Annotated in this window: 14 protein-coding genes; 6 read left to right on the top strand and 8 right to left on the bottom strand. The window is 68.1% G+C overall.

The window, feature by feature from the left end; all coding sequences use genetic code 11:
- Positions 1 to 18: 18 nt before the first annotated feature.
- Positions 19 to 1,119 (bottom strand): succinyl-diaminopimelate desuccinylase, encoded by a 1,101-nt coding sequence (gene dapE / locus CAURIS_RS04250; RefSeq protein ID WP_290342977.1) that lies wholly within the window; start codon positions 1,117 to 1,119, stop codon positions 19 to 21.
- 112 nt (positions 1,120 to 1,231) lie between these two features.
- Between dapE and CAURIS_RS04245 the strand changes: the two genes are divergently transcribed.
- From CAURIS_RS04245 to dapD, 4 genes are all read left to right on the top strand, one after another.
- A complete protein-coding gene (locus tag CAURIS_RS04245; protein ID WP_290342976.1) occupies positions 1,232 to 2,167 on the top strand; it encodes a 2,3,4,5-tetrahydropyridine-2,6-dicarboxylate N-succinyltransferase in 936 nt (311 codons plus the stop codon).
- 73 nt (positions 2,168 to 2,240) lie between these two features.
- Positions 2,241 to 3,659 carry an amino acid permease gene (locus CAURIS_RS04240; RefSeq protein ID WP_290342975.1) on the top strand — a complete coding sequence of 473 codons (1,419 nt, stop codon included), beginning with the start codon at positions 2,241 to 2,243 and terminating at the stop codon, positions 3,657 to 3,659.
- Positions 3,656 to 5,056 carry an amino acid permease gene (locus CAURIS_RS04235; protein ID WP_290342974.1) on the top strand — a complete coding sequence of 467 codons (1,401 nt, stop codon included), beginning with the start codon at positions 3,656 to 3,658 and terminating at the stop codon, positions 5,054 to 5,056. Before CAURIS_RS04240 ends, CAURIS_RS04235 begins: the two co-directional genes overlap by 4 nt.
- An 18-nt stretch (positions 5,057 to 5,074) precedes the next feature.
- Positions 5,075 to 6,040 (top strand): 2,3,4,5-tetrahydropyridine-2,6-dicarboxylate N-succinyltransferase, encoded by a 966-nt coding sequence (dapD, locus tag CAURIS_RS04230; protein WP_290342973.1) that lies wholly within the window; start codon positions 5,075 to 5,077, stop codon positions 6,038 to 6,040.
- 25 nt (positions 6,041 to 6,065) lie between these two features.
- Here the strand turns inward: dapD and CAURIS_RS04225 are convergent, their stop codons facing one another.
- From CAURIS_RS04225 to typA, 7 genes are read right to left on the bottom strand one after another with little or no spacing between them, the layout of a single operon-like run.
- Positions 6,066 to 6,656 carry a GtrA family protein gene (locus tag CAURIS_RS04225; RefSeq protein ID WP_290342972.1) on the bottom strand — a complete coding sequence of 197 codons (591 nt, stop codon included), beginning with the start codon at positions 6,654 to 6,656 and terminating at the stop codon, positions 6,066 to 6,068.
- Between the two features lie 41 nt (positions 6,657 to 6,697).
- Positions 6,698 to 7,822: a succinyldiaminopimelate transaminase gene (gene dapC / locus CAURIS_RS04220; RefSeq protein WP_290343306.1), complete on the bottom strand. Its 1,125-nt coding sequence runs from the start codon at positions 7,820 to 7,822 to the stop codon at positions 6,698 to 6,700.
- Positions 7,823 to 7,843: 21 nt separating this feature from the next.
- Positions 7,844 to 8,167 (bottom strand): ferredoxin, encoded by a 324-nt coding sequence (fdxA, locus tag CAURIS_RS04215; RefSeq protein WP_070421608.1) that lies wholly within the window; start codon positions 8,165 to 8,167, stop codon positions 7,844 to 7,846.
- A gap of 12 nt (positions 8,168 to 8,179) precedes the next feature.
- Positions 8,180 to 8,557 (bottom strand): hypothetical protein, encoded by a 378-nt coding sequence (locus CAURIS_RS04210; protein WP_290342971.1) that lies wholly within the window; start codon positions 8,555 to 8,557, stop codon positions 8,180 to 8,182.
- Positions 8,554 to 9,423, bottom strand: coding sequence for an N-acetyl-1-D-myo-inositol-2-amino-2-deoxy-alpha-D-glucopyranoside deacetylase (gene mshB / locus CAURIS_RS04205; RefSeq protein WP_290343305.1), 870 nt, complete (start codon positions 9,421 to 9,423; stop codon positions 8,554 to 8,556). The genes CAURIS_RS04210 and mshB overlap by 4 nt, the downstream gene beginning before the upstream one ends.
- A gap of 39 nt (positions 9,424 to 9,462) precedes the next feature.
- Positions 9,463 to 11,070, bottom strand: a complete 1,608-nt coding sequence (locus tag CAURIS_RS04200) for an ABC transporter family substrate-binding protein (protein WP_290342970.1) — start codon at positions 11,068 to 11,070, stop codon at positions 9,463 to 9,465.
- Between the two features lie 11 nt (positions 11,071 to 11,081).
- Entirely contained in the window at positions 11,082 to 12,998 is a 1,917-nt protein-coding gene (typA, locus tag CAURIS_RS04195; RefSeq protein WP_290342969.1) for a translational GTPase TypA, read from the bottom strand.
- 202 nt (positions 12,999 to 13,200) lie between these two features.
- Here typA and CAURIS_RS04190 point away from each other — a divergent pair, with 202 nt between their 5' ends.
- Both CAURIS_RS04190 and CAURIS_RS04185 read left to right on the top strand, forming a co-directional pair.
- Positions 13,201 to 13,872 (top strand): Rv1157c family protein, encoded by a 672-nt coding sequence (locus CAURIS_RS04190; RefSeq protein WP_290342968.1) that lies wholly within the window; start codon positions 13,201 to 13,203, stop codon positions 13,870 to 13,872.
- A 2-nt stretch (positions 13,873 to 13,874) separates the two neighbouring features.
- Positions 13,875 to 14,411: a ribonuclease FAU-1 family protein gene (locus CAURIS_RS04185; protein ID WP_290342967.1), complete on the top strand. Its 537-nt coding sequence runs from the start codon at positions 13,875 to 13,877 to the stop codon at positions 14,409 to 14,411.
- Positions 14,412 to 14,432 lie beyond the last annotated feature (21 nt).

The raw sequence follows: 14,432 nt of genomic DNA, 5'->3' as shown, positions 1-14,432 counted from the left end.
CGGACTAGTGCTGGTGCGCTAGTGGTTGTCAGGGGTCGTTTCGGCCGCCAGGTAGGCGTCGAGGGTGCGCCGCACAGCGCGGATCTGCTCCACCGGACACTGCTCGTCCTTCTTGTGGGCAAAACCCGGGTCGCCTGGACCGTAATTGACGGCCGGAATGCCAAGGTTAGAGAAGCGAGCCACGTCCGTCCATCCGAACTTGGCACGAAAGGTCCCCCCGACCGCGTCCACCAGGCCCGCCGCGACCGGGTCGTCGAGGCCCGGCAGGGCGGCCGGGGCAATGTCGTCCCACACGAGCTCGAGGCCCTCCTCCAGCGCGAGGACGTGCTCGAGGTGCTCCTTCGCCTCCTCCACGCTGCGGTCCGGCGCGTAACGGAAGTTGACCACAAGCTGGGCCTCGTCGGGGATGGTGTTGGTGGCCACGAAGCCGCTCATCCCCACCACGTTGAGGCCCTCACGGTACTCGCAGCCGGCGATGGTCACGCTGCGCGGCCGGTAGTCCGCGATGCGGGTGAGCACCCCGGCGAGCCGGTGCGCCGCGTTCTCACCCAGCCAGCTGCGCGCGGAGTGGGCGCGGGTGCCGTGAGCGTTGACGGCCACGCGGATCGACCCCTGGCAGCCGGCCTCGATGATGGCGCCGGAGGGCTCGCCCAGCAGGGCGATATCGCCGGCGAGCAGCTCGGGGCGGTCGCGCTCCAGGTGGTAGAGGCCGTTGTACTCCGAGGCGACCTCCTCTCCCTCGTAAGCGATGAGCGTCAGGTCGTAGGGCGAGCTTTCAGACGTCGCAAAGCGCGCGAATGCCCCCAAATAACAGGCCAGGCCCGATTTCATGTCCACTGCCCCGCAGCCGTGGAGGATCCCCTCGCTCATCCGGTGCGGGGTGTTGCCCGCCAGCGGCACCGTGTCAACGTGCCCCGCGAGCACCACGCGCTGGTTCTTAGCGTTGTTGGTCCGCGCAACGACGGTGTTGTTGTTGCGGATCAGCTCGATGCCCTCGAGCTGGTTCAGCGCCTCGTGGATCGCGTCGGCGATCGCCTCCTCGTGGTGCGAGGGCGATTCGATGTCGATCAGCGCCGCGGTCAGGTCAACGGGGTCAGCAAACAGGTCAAGGGTAGCCACGGGGCCATCCTATCCGCCGGGTCGCGCCGCCATGCTGGCCGGTTATGATAGCCGCATGGCGGGGTTGGACCTAGGTACAAGCGCGGGCACAAGCGCGGGCACGAGCGCGGGGATGAGCACGGCAGGAGCACGCGCGACCGGCATCGCGAACATCGCGTCCGACGGGACGGTGCTGGACACGTGGTATCCCGCCCCGACCCTCATCACGGGCGAGGAAGAGACGAGCACGCTTGTCGACGGCACTCAGCGCGTCTCCGCCCGCGAGCTGTCCGACCGGTTTCTCAACCTGGTGGGCATGGACCGGGACCGCCTCGTTGAGCTCGTCCCTGTGCGCACCACTATCTCAGATCTCTCACAACCCCCGCGCGACGCGCACGACGTCTACCTGCGCCTGCACCTTCTTTCCCACCGGCTGATCCGGCCGCTAGAGCTCAACCTCACCGACTGCCTGACGCACCTCGTGCCGGTGGTGTGGACGAACAAGGGCCCATGCCTGCCGGATAACTTCGAGTTTGTCCGGGTCAACCTGCGCGCCCGGGGGCAGATCCACGTCTACGGCATCGAGCGGCTGCCGCGCATGGTGGACTACGCGGTCCCCTCCGGTGTCTCCATCGCCGAGGCCGACCGCGTCCGCCTCGGCGCCTACCTCGCCCCCGGGACATCCGTTTTGCGGGAGGGTTACGTGTCCTGGAACGCGGGCGCGCTTGGCCCCGCGCGCATCGAAGGGCGCCTCTCCTCCGCCGTCACCATTGGCGAAGGCACCGAGCTCGGCGTCTCCTCGACGCTGATCGCCGCCCCCGGCCAGGACCGCAACCGCCTGCCCCTGCGCGTGGGCAGCAACTGCCGCCTCCACCCCTCGGCCGGGGTTATCGGTGTGCCCCTCGGGGAGCGCTGCGAGATCGGCGTCAACGTCATGCTCGAGCCCGACACCGCCGTATCCGACTCACGATCCGGAACGGTCGTCCCGGCCCGCGAGATTGCAGGTCACAGCGATATCAGCATCGCCTACGAGCCCCACTCGGCCTGCCCCGTGGTCCGCCCGCGCTGAACCTGCGGGCGAGCGGCGGGGAGAAAACACGACCAGTGTCATGCGGCGTGGAGACAATGTTTAGAGTAAAGCCATGTCTCACACAGTTTCACCGCCGGCGCAGGCGGGCGGGCTGCGCCGCGAGCTGAAGACCCGGCACCTGACGATGATGGGGCTCGGCTCCGCCATCGGCGCCGGGCTCTTCCTCGGCACCGGCGTCGGCATCCAAGCCGCCGGGCCTGCCGTCATCCTCGCTTACCTCGTCGCGGGGGCCATCACCGTCTGCGTCATGCAGATGCTCGCGGAGATGGTCGCCGCGCGCCCCTCCTCGGGGACGTTTTCCACCTACGCGGAGCAGGCCTTCGGGCCGTGGGCGGGCTTCGCCGTCGGCTGGCTGTACTGGTTCATGATGATCATGATCATGGCCGTGGAGATCACGGGCGCCTCCGCCATCATCGCGAACTGGCTCGGAGTCTCGCCGTGGATTCCGGCGCTGGCGGCGATCCTGCTCTTTACCGCGGTAAACTTCGCGGACGTACGCAACTACGGGGAGTTCGAATTCTGGTTCGCCCTGATCAAGGTCGCGGTTATCGTCGCCTTCCTCGTTTTGGGGACATTGCTGTGGCTCGGAGTTCTGCCCGGCACCGACTTCGTCGGTCTGTCCAACGTCGCCGAGGTCGGCTTCATGCCCAACGGCTGGGGCGGCGTCGCCACCGCACTGCTCGCCGTCGCCTTCGCCTTCGGCGGGATCGAGATGGTGACCATCGCCGCGGCGGAATCCGAGCGGCCGGAGACCGCGGTACACTCGGCCATTCGCTCCATCATTTGGCGCATCAGCATCTTCTACGTCGGCTCCGTCATCCTCATCGCGCTGCTGTTGCCCTACGAGCAGATCGACGGCGCCGAAGACGCCTCGGAATCCCCCTTCACCGCCGTGCTGCACCTGGCCAACATCCCGGGCGCCGTGGGAATTATGGAGGCCGTCATCGTCGTCGCGCTGCTGTCCGCCTGCAACACGCAGATCTACGGTTCCTCGCGTTTCCTGCACAACCTCGCTGAGCGCGGCGACGCCCCTTCGTTCTTCCGCGCCACCGACTCGCGCGGCGTGCCGCTTCGCGGGGTGGTCGTCTCCGTGATCTTCGGTTTCGTCGCCGTCGCCCTGCAGTACTGGAACCCCCCTGGCCTGCTGCCCTTCCTCCTTAACGCCGTCGGCGGGTGCCTCGTGGTCATCTGGTTCGTCATCGCCTTCTCCTTCATCCGCCTCCACCCGCAGCTGAAGCACAACGGCGAGCTGACCCACGTACGCATGTGGGCGCCGTCCGTGCTGCCCTGGGCGACGGTTGTGCTGGCCGCCGCCATTGTCGCGCTCATGGCCACCACCCCGGACGGGCGCTTCCAGATCCTCGCCGTCGCCGTCGTCGTCGGCGTGATCACCCTCGTGGGAGCCATATACACCTCCACCTCCACCTTCCGCCGCAACGCCGCTGCGGCAGCTGAAAGGAATGTTCGATGAGCACATCCGTACCCGCCACTCCCTCCAACGGGGACCTCGGAACAGGTCTGAAGTCGCGCCACCTGACGCTCATGGGCCTCGGCATGGCCGTCGGCGCCGGCCTCTTCCTTGGCGTCGGCGTGGGCATCCGCGCCGCCGGGCCCGCCATCCTCCTCGCCTACGTCATCGCCGGTCTCGTGGTCATCGCGGTTATGCGCATGCTCGGCGAGATGGCCGCCGCGCGCCCCTCCCCCGGCTCCTTTGCCACCTACGGGCGCCAAGCCTTCGGCAACTGGGCCGGGTTCTTGCTGGGCTGGCTGTATTGGTTCCTCCTCATCATGGTCGGCGGCGCGGAGATCACAGGCGCCTCGGCGATCATGGCGGGGTGGTTCGGGGTGCCGCAATGGGTACCCGCGCTCGTCGCGGTCACCGTGTTCGCGGCCATCAACCTGGCGCAGGTGAAAGGCTTCGGCGAGTTCGAGTACTGGTTCGCCATGATCAAGATCGTCGTCATCGTCGGCTTCCTCATCATCGGCGCGGCGCTGTTCTTGGGACTGCTCCCGGGCACCGACTTCGTCGGATTCGACAACGTGCGCGAGTCCGGCTTCGCCCCCAACGGCATCACCGGCATCGCCGCTGGCCTCCTCGCCGTGGCCTTCGCCTTCGGCGGGATCGAGGTGGTCACTATCGCGGCCGCCGAGTCCTCCAACCCCGCCAGCGCGGTCAGGCGGGCGGTGAACTCCATCGTCTGGCGCATCGCGATTTTCTACATCGGCTCCGTCATCATCATTATTCTGCTGCTGCCGTACAGCACCATCGACGACGCGGATTCCGCGGCCGACTCCCCCTTCACGCAGGTACTCCAGATGGCGAACATTCCGGGCGTGGTCGGCTTCATGGAGGCGGTCATCGTCCTCGCGCTGCTCTCGGCGTTCAACGCCCAGATTTACGGCACCTCGCGCATGGCGTTCCAGCTGGCCAAGGACGGGGACGCGCCGCGGTGGCTGCGTTCCACCAACGCGAGCGCCGTGCCCACCAACGCGGTGATCCTCTCTGTCGTCTTCGCCTTCGCGGCCGTCGGTTTGCAGATGTGGAATCCGCCGGGCCTCCTCGACTTCCTCATGAACGCCGTGGGCGGGTGCCTCATCGTCACCTGGATCATGATCACCCTGAGCTACATCAAGCTCCACCCCGTGCTCCAGGCCCGCGGCGAAAACACCGAACTTAAGGTCCGCGGCACCAGCTGGGTCCCCTGGGTGACCTTGGCCGCGCTCATCGGCCTGACTCTGCTCATGCTTACCGACGACTCCTCCCGCGCCCAGATCATCGCCGTCATCATCGTCTCCGCCGTCATCATCGCTGCTTCCTTCCTGCGCCACGGCAGGTCCGCCACAGCAAAAGAGAGCGCCTCACGGTGATGCTTTAAGCTGGGAGGCATGACTTCAGCGATCGCTCGTGGCATTGCCACTGTTACTTACGACGGTACTGTCCTCGACGTCTGGTTCCCGGCCCCGAAGCTGGGCGAACCTGTCTCCCACAACGGCACCGAACGGCTGGAGGAGCCGGACGCCCGCTTCGCCCACCTCGTCGGCCCCGACGAGGACCGCGGCGTGGCCCGCGTGGCAGTGGAAACCTCCATCGCGGACCTTGACGAGCCCGCGATCGACACCTACGACGTCTACCTGCGCCTCCACCTGCTCTCCCACCGCCTGGTCGCCCCCCACGGGGCGAACATGGACGGCGTTTTCGGCCTTCTGGCCAACGTGGTGTGGACCAACTACGGGCCGTGTGCCGTCTCCGACTTCCAGATGACTCGCGCCCGCCTGGCCGCGCGCGGCCCGGTCGTGGTCTTCTCCGTGGACAAGTTCCCCCGCATGGTCGACTACGTGGTGCCCTCCGGCGTGCGCATCGGCGACGCCGACCGCGTCCGCCTCGGCGCGCACCTCGCCGAGGGCACAACCGTTATGCACGAGGGTTTTGTCAACTTCAACGCGGGCACCCTCGGAGCCTCCATGGTCGAGGGCCGCATCTCCGCCGGCGTCACCGTGGGCGACGGCACCGACATCGGCGGCGGCGCCTCCATCATGGGCACCCTCTCCGGCGGCGGCAAGGAAACCATTGTCCTCGGCGAACGTTGCCTCCTCGGCGCCAACGCGGGCGTGGGCATTTCGCTTGGCGACGACTGCATTGTCGAAGCCGGCCTCTACGTCACCGCCGGCACTAAGGTCACGCTCACGGCCCAGGTCGCGGAGGCCCTCGGCCACGACGCCGGCGCCACCGTCAAAGCCCTCGAGCTCTCCGGCGCCAGCGGCCTGCAGTTCCGCCGCAACTCCCTGACTGGCGCCGTCGAGGCAGTCGCCGCCAAGGGCATCGAGCTCAACGAGGACCTGCACAAGAACTAGCCCGCCACCGGGGGTGCGTCGCGCCCTACATAACCCGCTCGAGGGGCGCGACCTTGGGCCTGCCGAACACCCAGAACTTGTTGATGAGGAAGTTCGCCGGCATGGCGATCAGCGTCGCGAGGGCTTGGGCCCAGTAGGACTTGGTGCGAAGGCCGGTGGAGTCGTCGAAAATTGCACTCGGCAGCGCGATCGGCGACGTCGGGTTCATAAACAGGGTGAGAAAGACGAGGGAGACCAAGAAGGCCCCGAGGCCCGTTGCGAGGAACGGAAAGAAGCCCTGCAACCAGGACCGCTTGGGCACGTCCCGGAAGGTCCACGACCTGTTGAGCTGGTAGTTCCACAGGTTTGCCACGACGAAAGCGATCGTGGACAGCACGTGGTACCAGCGCACGTTCCAGCGGGTGCCAAAGAGGTTAAAGAACACGTCGCTCTCGTGGGTGGCAAAGCCGTTTTCGAGCAGCTTCTTGGTCACGTAGAAGATCAGGAGGTTGACCACCACCCCGGAGCCGCCAACGATGCCGAAGCGGACGAACTCCTTGAACCCGGCGCGCAGGCGCATCGTCAAGGCAGTGCTCCCGCCGCGGGTGGGCGGGGCGGTCGTGCGGGTCGGCGTCATCAATATCCTTCCCCTTGGCTGTTCATCGGGCGTTAACCCGCTTATCCTAGCCGCTCGCCCCCGCCATTCCCCAAAAGCCGGTCGGCGGCTTCCTTAATTTTCGCGTCCGTGGCAGTCAGCGCGATGCGCACGTGCCGCGCGCCCGCCGGGCCGTAAAAATCTCCGGGAGCTGCGAGGATGCCGCGATCGGCGAGCCAGGAAAGCGTCTCCCGGGCGTCCGCTTCCTCCCGGCGGGCCCACAGGTACAGCCCGGCTTCTGAGTCGTCGACGGCGAATCCGGCGTCGATAAGCGCCTTGAGCAGCACGGCGCGCCGGTTGGCGTAGGTGAGGCGCTGGAGCTGCTCCTGGGTGTCCTGGGACAAGGCCGCGACCATGGCGTGCTGGACGGGGCCGGGGACGATGAGCCCGGCGTGCTTACGCACGAGCAGCAGCTCCTGGACGAGGGCCTCGTCGCCCGCGATGAATCCCGCGCGGTACGAAGCCATGTTCGAGGTCTTGGACAAAGAGTGGATGGCCAGCAGGTTCGTGTTATCTCCGCCACTGACCCGCGGGTCGAGCAGGGAAACGGGGTCAGCGGACCACGGCAAGCCCATGTAGCACTCGTCGGAAGCGATGATCGCGCCGGTTTCGCGGGCGAACTCGACCCAGCGGCGCATCTCCCCCACGGAGCGCACGCGACCCGTCGGGTTGGACGGGGAGTTGACGTACACCAGCGCGGCCCCCTCGACGGGCTCGTCCGAGCGCACCACCTCGCAACCGGCGATGAGTGCCCCGACCTCGTAGGTGGGGTACGCGACCTCCGGGATGACCACCCTCGCCCCGCGCAGGCCGAGGGTCGTCGGCAGCCAGGCGATGGCCTCCTTGGTCCCCACCACTGGCAGGACGGACTCCGGCGAAAGGCCGACAACGTTGTAGCGGCGGTCGAGGGCCTCGACGATGGCGCCGCGCAACTCGGGAGTGCCCGCCGTCTGCGGGTAGCCCGGGGCGGCGGCGTTCTCCGAGAGCGCGAGCTGGATGGCGGGGTCGACGGCGTCGACGGGGGTGCCCACGGAAAGGTCGATCAGGCCGCCCGGGTGCCGTGCAGCCCTCTCCTTCACGTCGGCGATGGTGTCCCAGGGGAAGTCCGGCAGGCTGCGGCCCAGCGGTGTGCGGTCGGTCAATGGAATGCTCCTCCCGTCGGGCGCGGCCTAGTCCTGGTTCTGGGGCGGCAGCGCGGCGACAAAGGGGTGGTCGAAGTCCTGCGGGCCGGTCTTGGCGGCGCCACCCGGGGAACCGAGCTCGTCGAAGAAGCCGACGTTCGCGTCGTAGTACTCGCTCCACTCGTCCGGCGTGTCGTCCTCGTAGAAAATCGCTTCAACGGGGCAGGCGGGCTCGCAGGCGCCGCAGTCGACGCACTCATCCGGGTGAATGTAAAGCATGCGCTTGCCTTCGTAGATGCAGTCGACGGGGCACTCTTCTACACAGCCGCGGTCCATAACATCCACACAGGGCTGGGCAATCACGTAAGTCATGGGGCCATTATGTCACTTGGCCCGGACCAGAGGCCAAACGGCTCCTGCGGTTCCGGCGAGGAGAAGCAGCACCGTCAGAGCGCTCTGCGGGACAAGGCTGATGCCCGTACCCGGCGCGACGAGCATGAGCAGAATCAGGCTCCCCAGCCACACGGCGTAGGGAACGAGCGCCACCCCAGCGCTTCGCGACCACAGCCGCGCCGTCCGGGTCAACACCGCGTTGAACAGTGCCGCGATGACGATGGAGACGGGAAAGGGGATCCCGGCGATGCTCGCCTGCAGGTAGACGACCTCCAGAAGCGCCGACAACGCCGCCCCCACACTGAGCCAGACCAGGCCGCCGACGGCCTCACCCCGGCTGAAGTCGTCGCGCACGACCGACCCGGTCACTTGCGCACCCCCTCGAGCAGTCCGCCTCCGGGCACCAGGGGCAGGCCCGCCCCGGTGCGGTAGTGCTCGCGGCGCGTGATCACCTGGGTGATCAGGTTCGACAGCGCGTAGGCGGTGAGCGCGCCGCCCGCCACGGCCGGCTCGGGGTTTGTGACCGAGGTGGAGCCGTCGCCGATCCAGATCTGGGTAGCGTGAGCGCGCATCGCAGCAACCTTCGCCCCGTAGGTGGCGTCGTCGAGTTCCACCCAGGTATCCGTGGCGTCCACCGCGTCGAGCTCCCCCGGCTCCGGCAGGCGCCAGCCCCGCGGCGCCTCGGCCGGCAACCCCCCCTCCAGCTCGGAGCGCAGACGGGCGGCCCACACCAGCCGCGGAACCCCGGTTTTTTCGGCCGCGGCGTGCGCAATCTCGTGGGCGCGGATGTGATCGGGGTGGCCGTAGCCGCCGTGGGGGTCGTAGGTGATCACGAGGTGCGGGCGTTCGGCGGCGAAGATCTCCGCAAGCTCCTCCACCGCCTCCTGGCCGGAGTTGACGAAGGCCCGCGGGTTCCGGCTCGCCGCGGAGCCTGCCATCCCGCTATCGCGGAAGCGCCCGGCGCCGCCGAGGAAGACGCCGCGCACGCCGAGGGCCGCAAGCGCGGCGTGCAGCTCGTGGATGCGGAAGCCGCCGAGCTGGTCGGCGGCGTCGGCGACGAGCTGGCCGTAGGTCGAGCCGATCACCTCCCCCTCCTCGCCGAGCGTGCAGGTAACCACGAGCACGTCGGCGCCGCGCCGGGACAGGTCGGCGAGGGCGCCGCCGGTCGAAATCGACTCGTCGTCCGGGTGGGCGTGAACCGCCACCACCCGGTAGCCCTCGAGGTCGCGCTGGATGTCGCTCACTGGTCTACTCCTTTACTCATCACTACATCACTAGGTGGGCGCCTCGTCCGGGTTGGGGCGGCCGAGGCGCCACTGCGCCGCCGTGTCCAGGCCCCCGGGCCACTGCTCGAGGTCAGGCGACGGGCCTACGATACCGTCCGTCAGTCCGTGGATACGCCGCTCGTGGAGCACCGGGACCCAGACCGCGGCGGCGTCGAGCGCCTCCGCCACGGCGGTCTCTGCCAGCGTGCCGCGGAGCCTGCCGGCGAGGATGTCGTCCGCCAGGGCCTCCGTCTCCGGTGTGCACAGCCCCGAGAGGTTTCCCGCCCGGTGCGTCCCCGGCTGGCAGTACAGGCGCCCGGCTAGCTCGGGCGCGGTGCCGGTGTCTGTCCTCCAGCCCACGACGACGTCGACGACGCCAGCGGGAAGCGCCTCCCCCGCGAGGCTCTGCGTGTCGGTGGAGACGACCTGCGCGGCCACTCCGCGCGCGGCGAGCACGTCGACGAGCGAGCGGGCGGCGGCCGCGGCCTCGAGGTCGGCCGGGTCGGCGCCGACGCGCACGGGGTGGTACCTGCCCACGAGCTCGGGCAAAAGCGCCGGGGCGTCCTCGGAAACGGGGCGGTGCGTGGCCACGGGCAGGTCCGAGGCGCGCCCAGCTGCGACCCGGGCGAGGAGGGGGACGTCGATAAGCGAGCGAAGCTCCTCACGCGCCTCGGGGGTGGAAAGTAAGGGTGAGGAGACCGAGAGCGTCACCCCGAGGGTTCGCGGCCCGTCGACGAAGCGCGTCTGCACGTCGGGAACGAGGGAGAGCACGGTGCCCGTGGTTTCCTTGGGCACCTTGTCCACGAAGGCCAGCTGCCCCACGCGCAGCTGGTCGGCGAGCTGGGTCGTTTCGCGCACGCTGGCGAGTGTGAGGATGTCGATGTGCGCGGGAGAAGTGCCCCAGAAGCGATCGTTGCGGTTCAGTGTCAGCGTGCCGCGGCCGCGGTCGACGTTGGAGACGGCGAAGCGCCCCGCAGAAGCCGGGATCGTTTCGCTCAGCGCGGTGGCGAAATCGGAGGCGTCCGCGGAGAGCACGTGGGAGGGCAAAAGAAAGTCGAACAGCGAGGTCCAATCACGCACCGGGGCTGCGAAGTCGACGTCGACGGTCTTGCCCGCGTCCCCAGAGACGCGCACCTGCGCTATCGCCCTGTAGCCCGCCGGGTCCACCACCCCCGGGGTCGACGCCATCCCGCGCCACAGGTACACGAAGTCACTCCCGGTGATGGGGGTCCCGTCGGACCACTGCGCTTCCTCGGCGATGACGTAGCGCACCGTCATCGCGATGTCCGGCGCGGGCGTCGTGGCAAGAACCGTCGCCGCGTCTAGCACGTCCGGGTCTCGCACCCCGTCCACGAAGGCGCTCGGCAGCACGAGCTTTGCGACGTCGCGCACCACCTCCGACTCGTCCGCCACGAGGTGCGGGTTCATGCCGTTGCGCAGCGGGTCAACCCCCACCTGCACCTGAGTGCGGGTGCGCACGGTGCCGGTGGGGGTCTCCGTTTCGGTGTCGGTCTCCTCCACCAGCGGCGGCGGGCCTGGCGAGGCCGCGCAGCCGGCGACGCCGACGGTGAGGAGGGCCGCGGCAAGGACCGCCGCGGCGGGGCGCAGGGGTGTCATCCCCCGGGATTTTACTTGTTCATCTGCTTCGCGCGGGAACGGGCGCGGCCGCGCTCGGTGGAGTTGAGGATGATCTTGCGCACGCGCATCGCCTCCGGCGCCACCTCCACGCACTCGTCCTCGTCGCAGAACTCGATCGCCTCGTCGAGGGAGAGGGTGCGGGCCTTGGCCAGCGTCACCGTGGCGTCGGCCGTGGCCGAGCGCATGTTGGTGAGCTTCTTCTCCTTGGTGATATTGATATCCATGTCCTCGTCGCGAGTGTTCGCGCCGACTACCATCCCCTCGTAGGTCTCCGCACCCGGCTCGACGAAGAAATCGCCGCGGTCCGCGAGCTGCTGCAGCGCGTAGGCGGTGACCTGGCCGGAACGGTCGGCAACGAGCGAACCGGTCGGCCGGCCCTTAATCTCGCCCGCCCACGGGCGGTGCTCGATGGAGTAGGAGTTGGCGATGCCGGCGCCGCGGGTTTCCGTGAGGAAGGTGGTGCGGAAGCCGATCAGGCCGCGCGCGGGGACGTCGAACTCCATGCGCACCCAGTCGCCGGAGCCCGCGTTGCTCATCGCGGTCATCTGGCCCTTGCGCGTGGCCAAAAGCTGGGTCACCGCGCCCTGGTGCTCCGCGGGCACGTCGATGATCATGTGGTCGTAAGGCTCGTAGACCTTGCCATCTACCTCCTTCGTCACCACCTGCGGCTTGCCCACGGTGAGCTCGAAGCCCTCGCGGCGCATCGTCTCGATGAGCACCGTCAGTGCCATCTCGCCGCGGCCCTGGACCTCCCAGGCGTCGGGGCGATCCGTCGGCAGGACCTTGATGGAGACGTTACCGATCAACTCCTGTTCCAGGCGGGCCTTGATCAACCGGGCGGTGAGCTTGTCGCCACCGTTGCGCCCCGCCATCGGGGAGGTGTTGACACCGATGGTCATCGAGATCGCCGGGTCGTCGACCGTGATGCGCGGCAGGGCCTCGACGTTGTCGACGTCCGCGAGGGTGTCGCCGATCATGATCTCCCCGATGCCGGAGACCGCGGCGATGTCGCCGGCGACGACCTCGCCGGTGGCGGGCACGCGGTCGAGGCCCTCGGTGACGAGCAGTTCGGCAATCTTGACGTTTTTCACCTGCTGCTCGCCGTCCGCGTCGTAGTGCACCCACGCCACGGTGTCGCCCTTCTTCACGGAACCGCGGTACACGCGGATGAGCGCAATGCGTCCGAGGAAGGAGGAGGAGTCGAGGTTGGTCACCTGCGCCTGGAAGGGAGCGTCCAAGTCCGCGGAGGGCTCGGGAAGGACATCGTAGATGACGTCGAAAAGCGGCTGGAGGTCGTCGTTGTCGGGCAGCTGCCCGTTGCCCGGGTTGGTCAGGCTGGCGCGGCCGGCGCGACCGGAGGTGTACAGGACAGGCAGCTCGAGGAGGTTCTCGGCGGCCTCGGCCGCCTCCGGGTCCTCCAGGCCTGCACCGAGCTCGAGGAGGAGGTCCTGGGCTTCCTCGACGACCTCGTCGATGCGCGCGTCGGGGCGGTCGGTCTTGTTCACACAGATGATGACGGGCTTTTTCGCCTCCAGCGCCTTGCCCAGCACGAAGCGGGTCTGCGGGAGGGGGCCCTCCGAGGCGTCAATGAGAAGAACGACCCCGTCGACCATGGACAGGCCGCGCTCGACCTCGCCGCCGAAATCGGCGTGGCCCGGGGTATCGATGACGTTGATGACCAGGTCCCGGCCGTCCTTGCCCTTCCCGGCGCGGCGGATTGCCGTGTTCTTGGCCAGGATGGTGATGCCGCGCTCGGATTCGAGTTCGCCCGAGTCCATGACACGATCGCCGTGCTCGCCGTGGTCACCAAACACGCCGGACTGCTCTAGCATGGCGTTGACGAGGGTGGTCTTGCCGTGGTCGACGTGCGCCACGATGGCGACGTTGCGAAATTCAGGGTGCGACACTGACTCCGTGCTCCTTTGGAGGTTGGGGTGTAAAGAACGCTTAAACCCTACCCCCGAGGCAGCCGAATCGCACTGTCGCAGCCCGCCGCACGCGCACATCGTCCGCCGGATCTCGCTTGACGCCCCGTTTAAAGCGACTATCGTGACAGGAGTTACACCAGTCAACACCTGATTATTATTTTCTTCCGCAAAGGATACTGTCGTGCCCCACCGCCACGCCCGCCGCCTGCCCCGCCTCGCCGCCGCAGCGACCGCCCTCGCTCTCGCCCTGGCCGGCGCTCCGAGCGCGGCGGCCCACTCCAGCACTCCCCTCCTCGACGAGCTCGGCCGCCCTACCCAGCCGGTGATCGACGCAGTCAACCACTTCGCCGACCAGCCCTTCGTCCCAGACTCGGTGGCGGACGCACTGCGCGCCGCAATGGACTTCTACGGCGGTGGCGACCAGATCGGAGGCCCTGACCTGCCCGAAGACGCGCCGCACTTTGCCCAATTCTTCTGGCCCACTGTTTCGCTCAACTGCATCGGACCCGGTTTGCACTCCACGGCCTCCGCCATCGCCGTGCCCGGCCCCGCCGAGATCCCGGCCCCCGGCGCCCCGGCCGGCCACGCCGCCTTCGTCTTCACGGCGCTGGGCACCCCGCCCGCCTCCGTGGAGCAGAACGGAATGAACGTGTACTGGGTGAACGTTTCCACCGGGCGCACCGGCGTAACGCCTCTAGGTAACAACGGGATAAACCCAGCAGGACCGGCAACCCTGTCAGGGACTGCGGACACGGGCCCAGGCCACGTTCTCGCCGCTGTGGCGGGAGCAGTCCGCACGACCGGCAATACCTGCCTTTTCGCCCCGACCGCCGCTAGTTTCATCGTGAGGTAATCATGAGCGCTGACCTTCACCCCGTGAAGCAGGAGACTTTTGACACGACGTCGAACACCAACACAGACCCAAAGGGTTTCCTGCGGGAGGTGGACACCTTCCGGGTGACCGACTTCGGCCTCTACATGGCGCGCGGGGCCAACCACCCCAAGTTCGGTTACCTCGAAAGCTGGCTTTTACCCGAACTGGGCCTGCGCGCCAACATCTTCCACTTCCGCGAGGGTGTCCAAGCCGCGCAGGACTTCTACTTCGATGTCGCCGACATCGACGTCGACGGCGGCGTGTGGCGCACCCGCGACCTGTACGTCGACCTCGTCTCTTTAACCGGCAACCCGATCGACGTCCTCGACATCGACGAGCTCGCCGCCGCCACCTCCGCGGGCCTCATCACAGCGGAGGAAGCCGAAAAGGCCATGGACGTCACCCTCAACGCGGTCGAGGGCATAACGCGTCACGACGACGACGCCATGCGCTGGCTGCGGGCCCTCGGCATCGAGCTCACCTGGGCCGACAGAGTCGAGCTCGCCCCCGCAAGCTAGCGCCGCGGGGGCCTGGGCGGG

This window comes from Corynebacterium auris (assembly GCF_030408575.1).
In the GTDB taxonomy this organism is placed as follows: domain Bacteria; phylum Actinomycetota; class Actinomycetes; order Mycobacteriales; family Mycobacteriaceae; genus Corynebacterium; species Corynebacterium auris.
The sequence above is the reverse complement of the archived record's forward strand: the minus strand, read 5'-3'. Positions and strand labels throughout refer to the sequence as shown.

Excerpts from the sequence above, each read along its gene's own strand:
- fdxA (WP_070421608.1), bottom strand. The coding sequence starts at position 8,167 with ATGACTTACGTGATTGCCCAGCCCTGTGTGGATGTTATGGACCGCGGC.
- CAURIS_RS04240 (WP_290342975.1), top strand. The coding sequence starts at position 2,241 with ATGTCTCACACAGTTTCACCGCCGGCGCAGGCGGGCGGGCTGCGCCGC.
- CAURIS_RS04225 (WP_290342972.1), bottom strand. The coding sequence starts at position 6,656 with ATGACGCCGACCCGCACGACCGCCCCGCCCACCCGCGGCGGGAGCACT.
- dapD (WP_290342973.1), top strand. The coding sequence starts at position 5,075 with ATGACTTCAGCGATCGCTCGTGGCATTGCCACTGTTACTTACGACGGT.
- CAURIS_RS04185 (WP_290342967.1), top strand. The coding sequence starts at position 13,875 with ATGAGCGCTGACCTTCACCCCGTGAAGCAGGAGACTTTTGACACGACG.
- CAURIS_RS04200 (WP_290342970.1), bottom strand. The coding sequence starts at position 11,070 with ATGACACCCCTGCGCCCCGCCGCGGCGGTCCTTGCCGCGGCCCTCCTC.
- CAURIS_RS04235 (WP_290342974.1), top strand. The coding sequence starts at position 3,656 with ATGAGCACATCCGTACCCGCCACTCCCTCCAACGGGGACCTCGGAACA.
- CAURIS_RS04245 (WP_290342976.1), top strand. The coding sequence starts at position 1,232 with ATGAGCACGGCAGGAGCACGCGCGACCGGCATCGCGAACATCGCGTCC.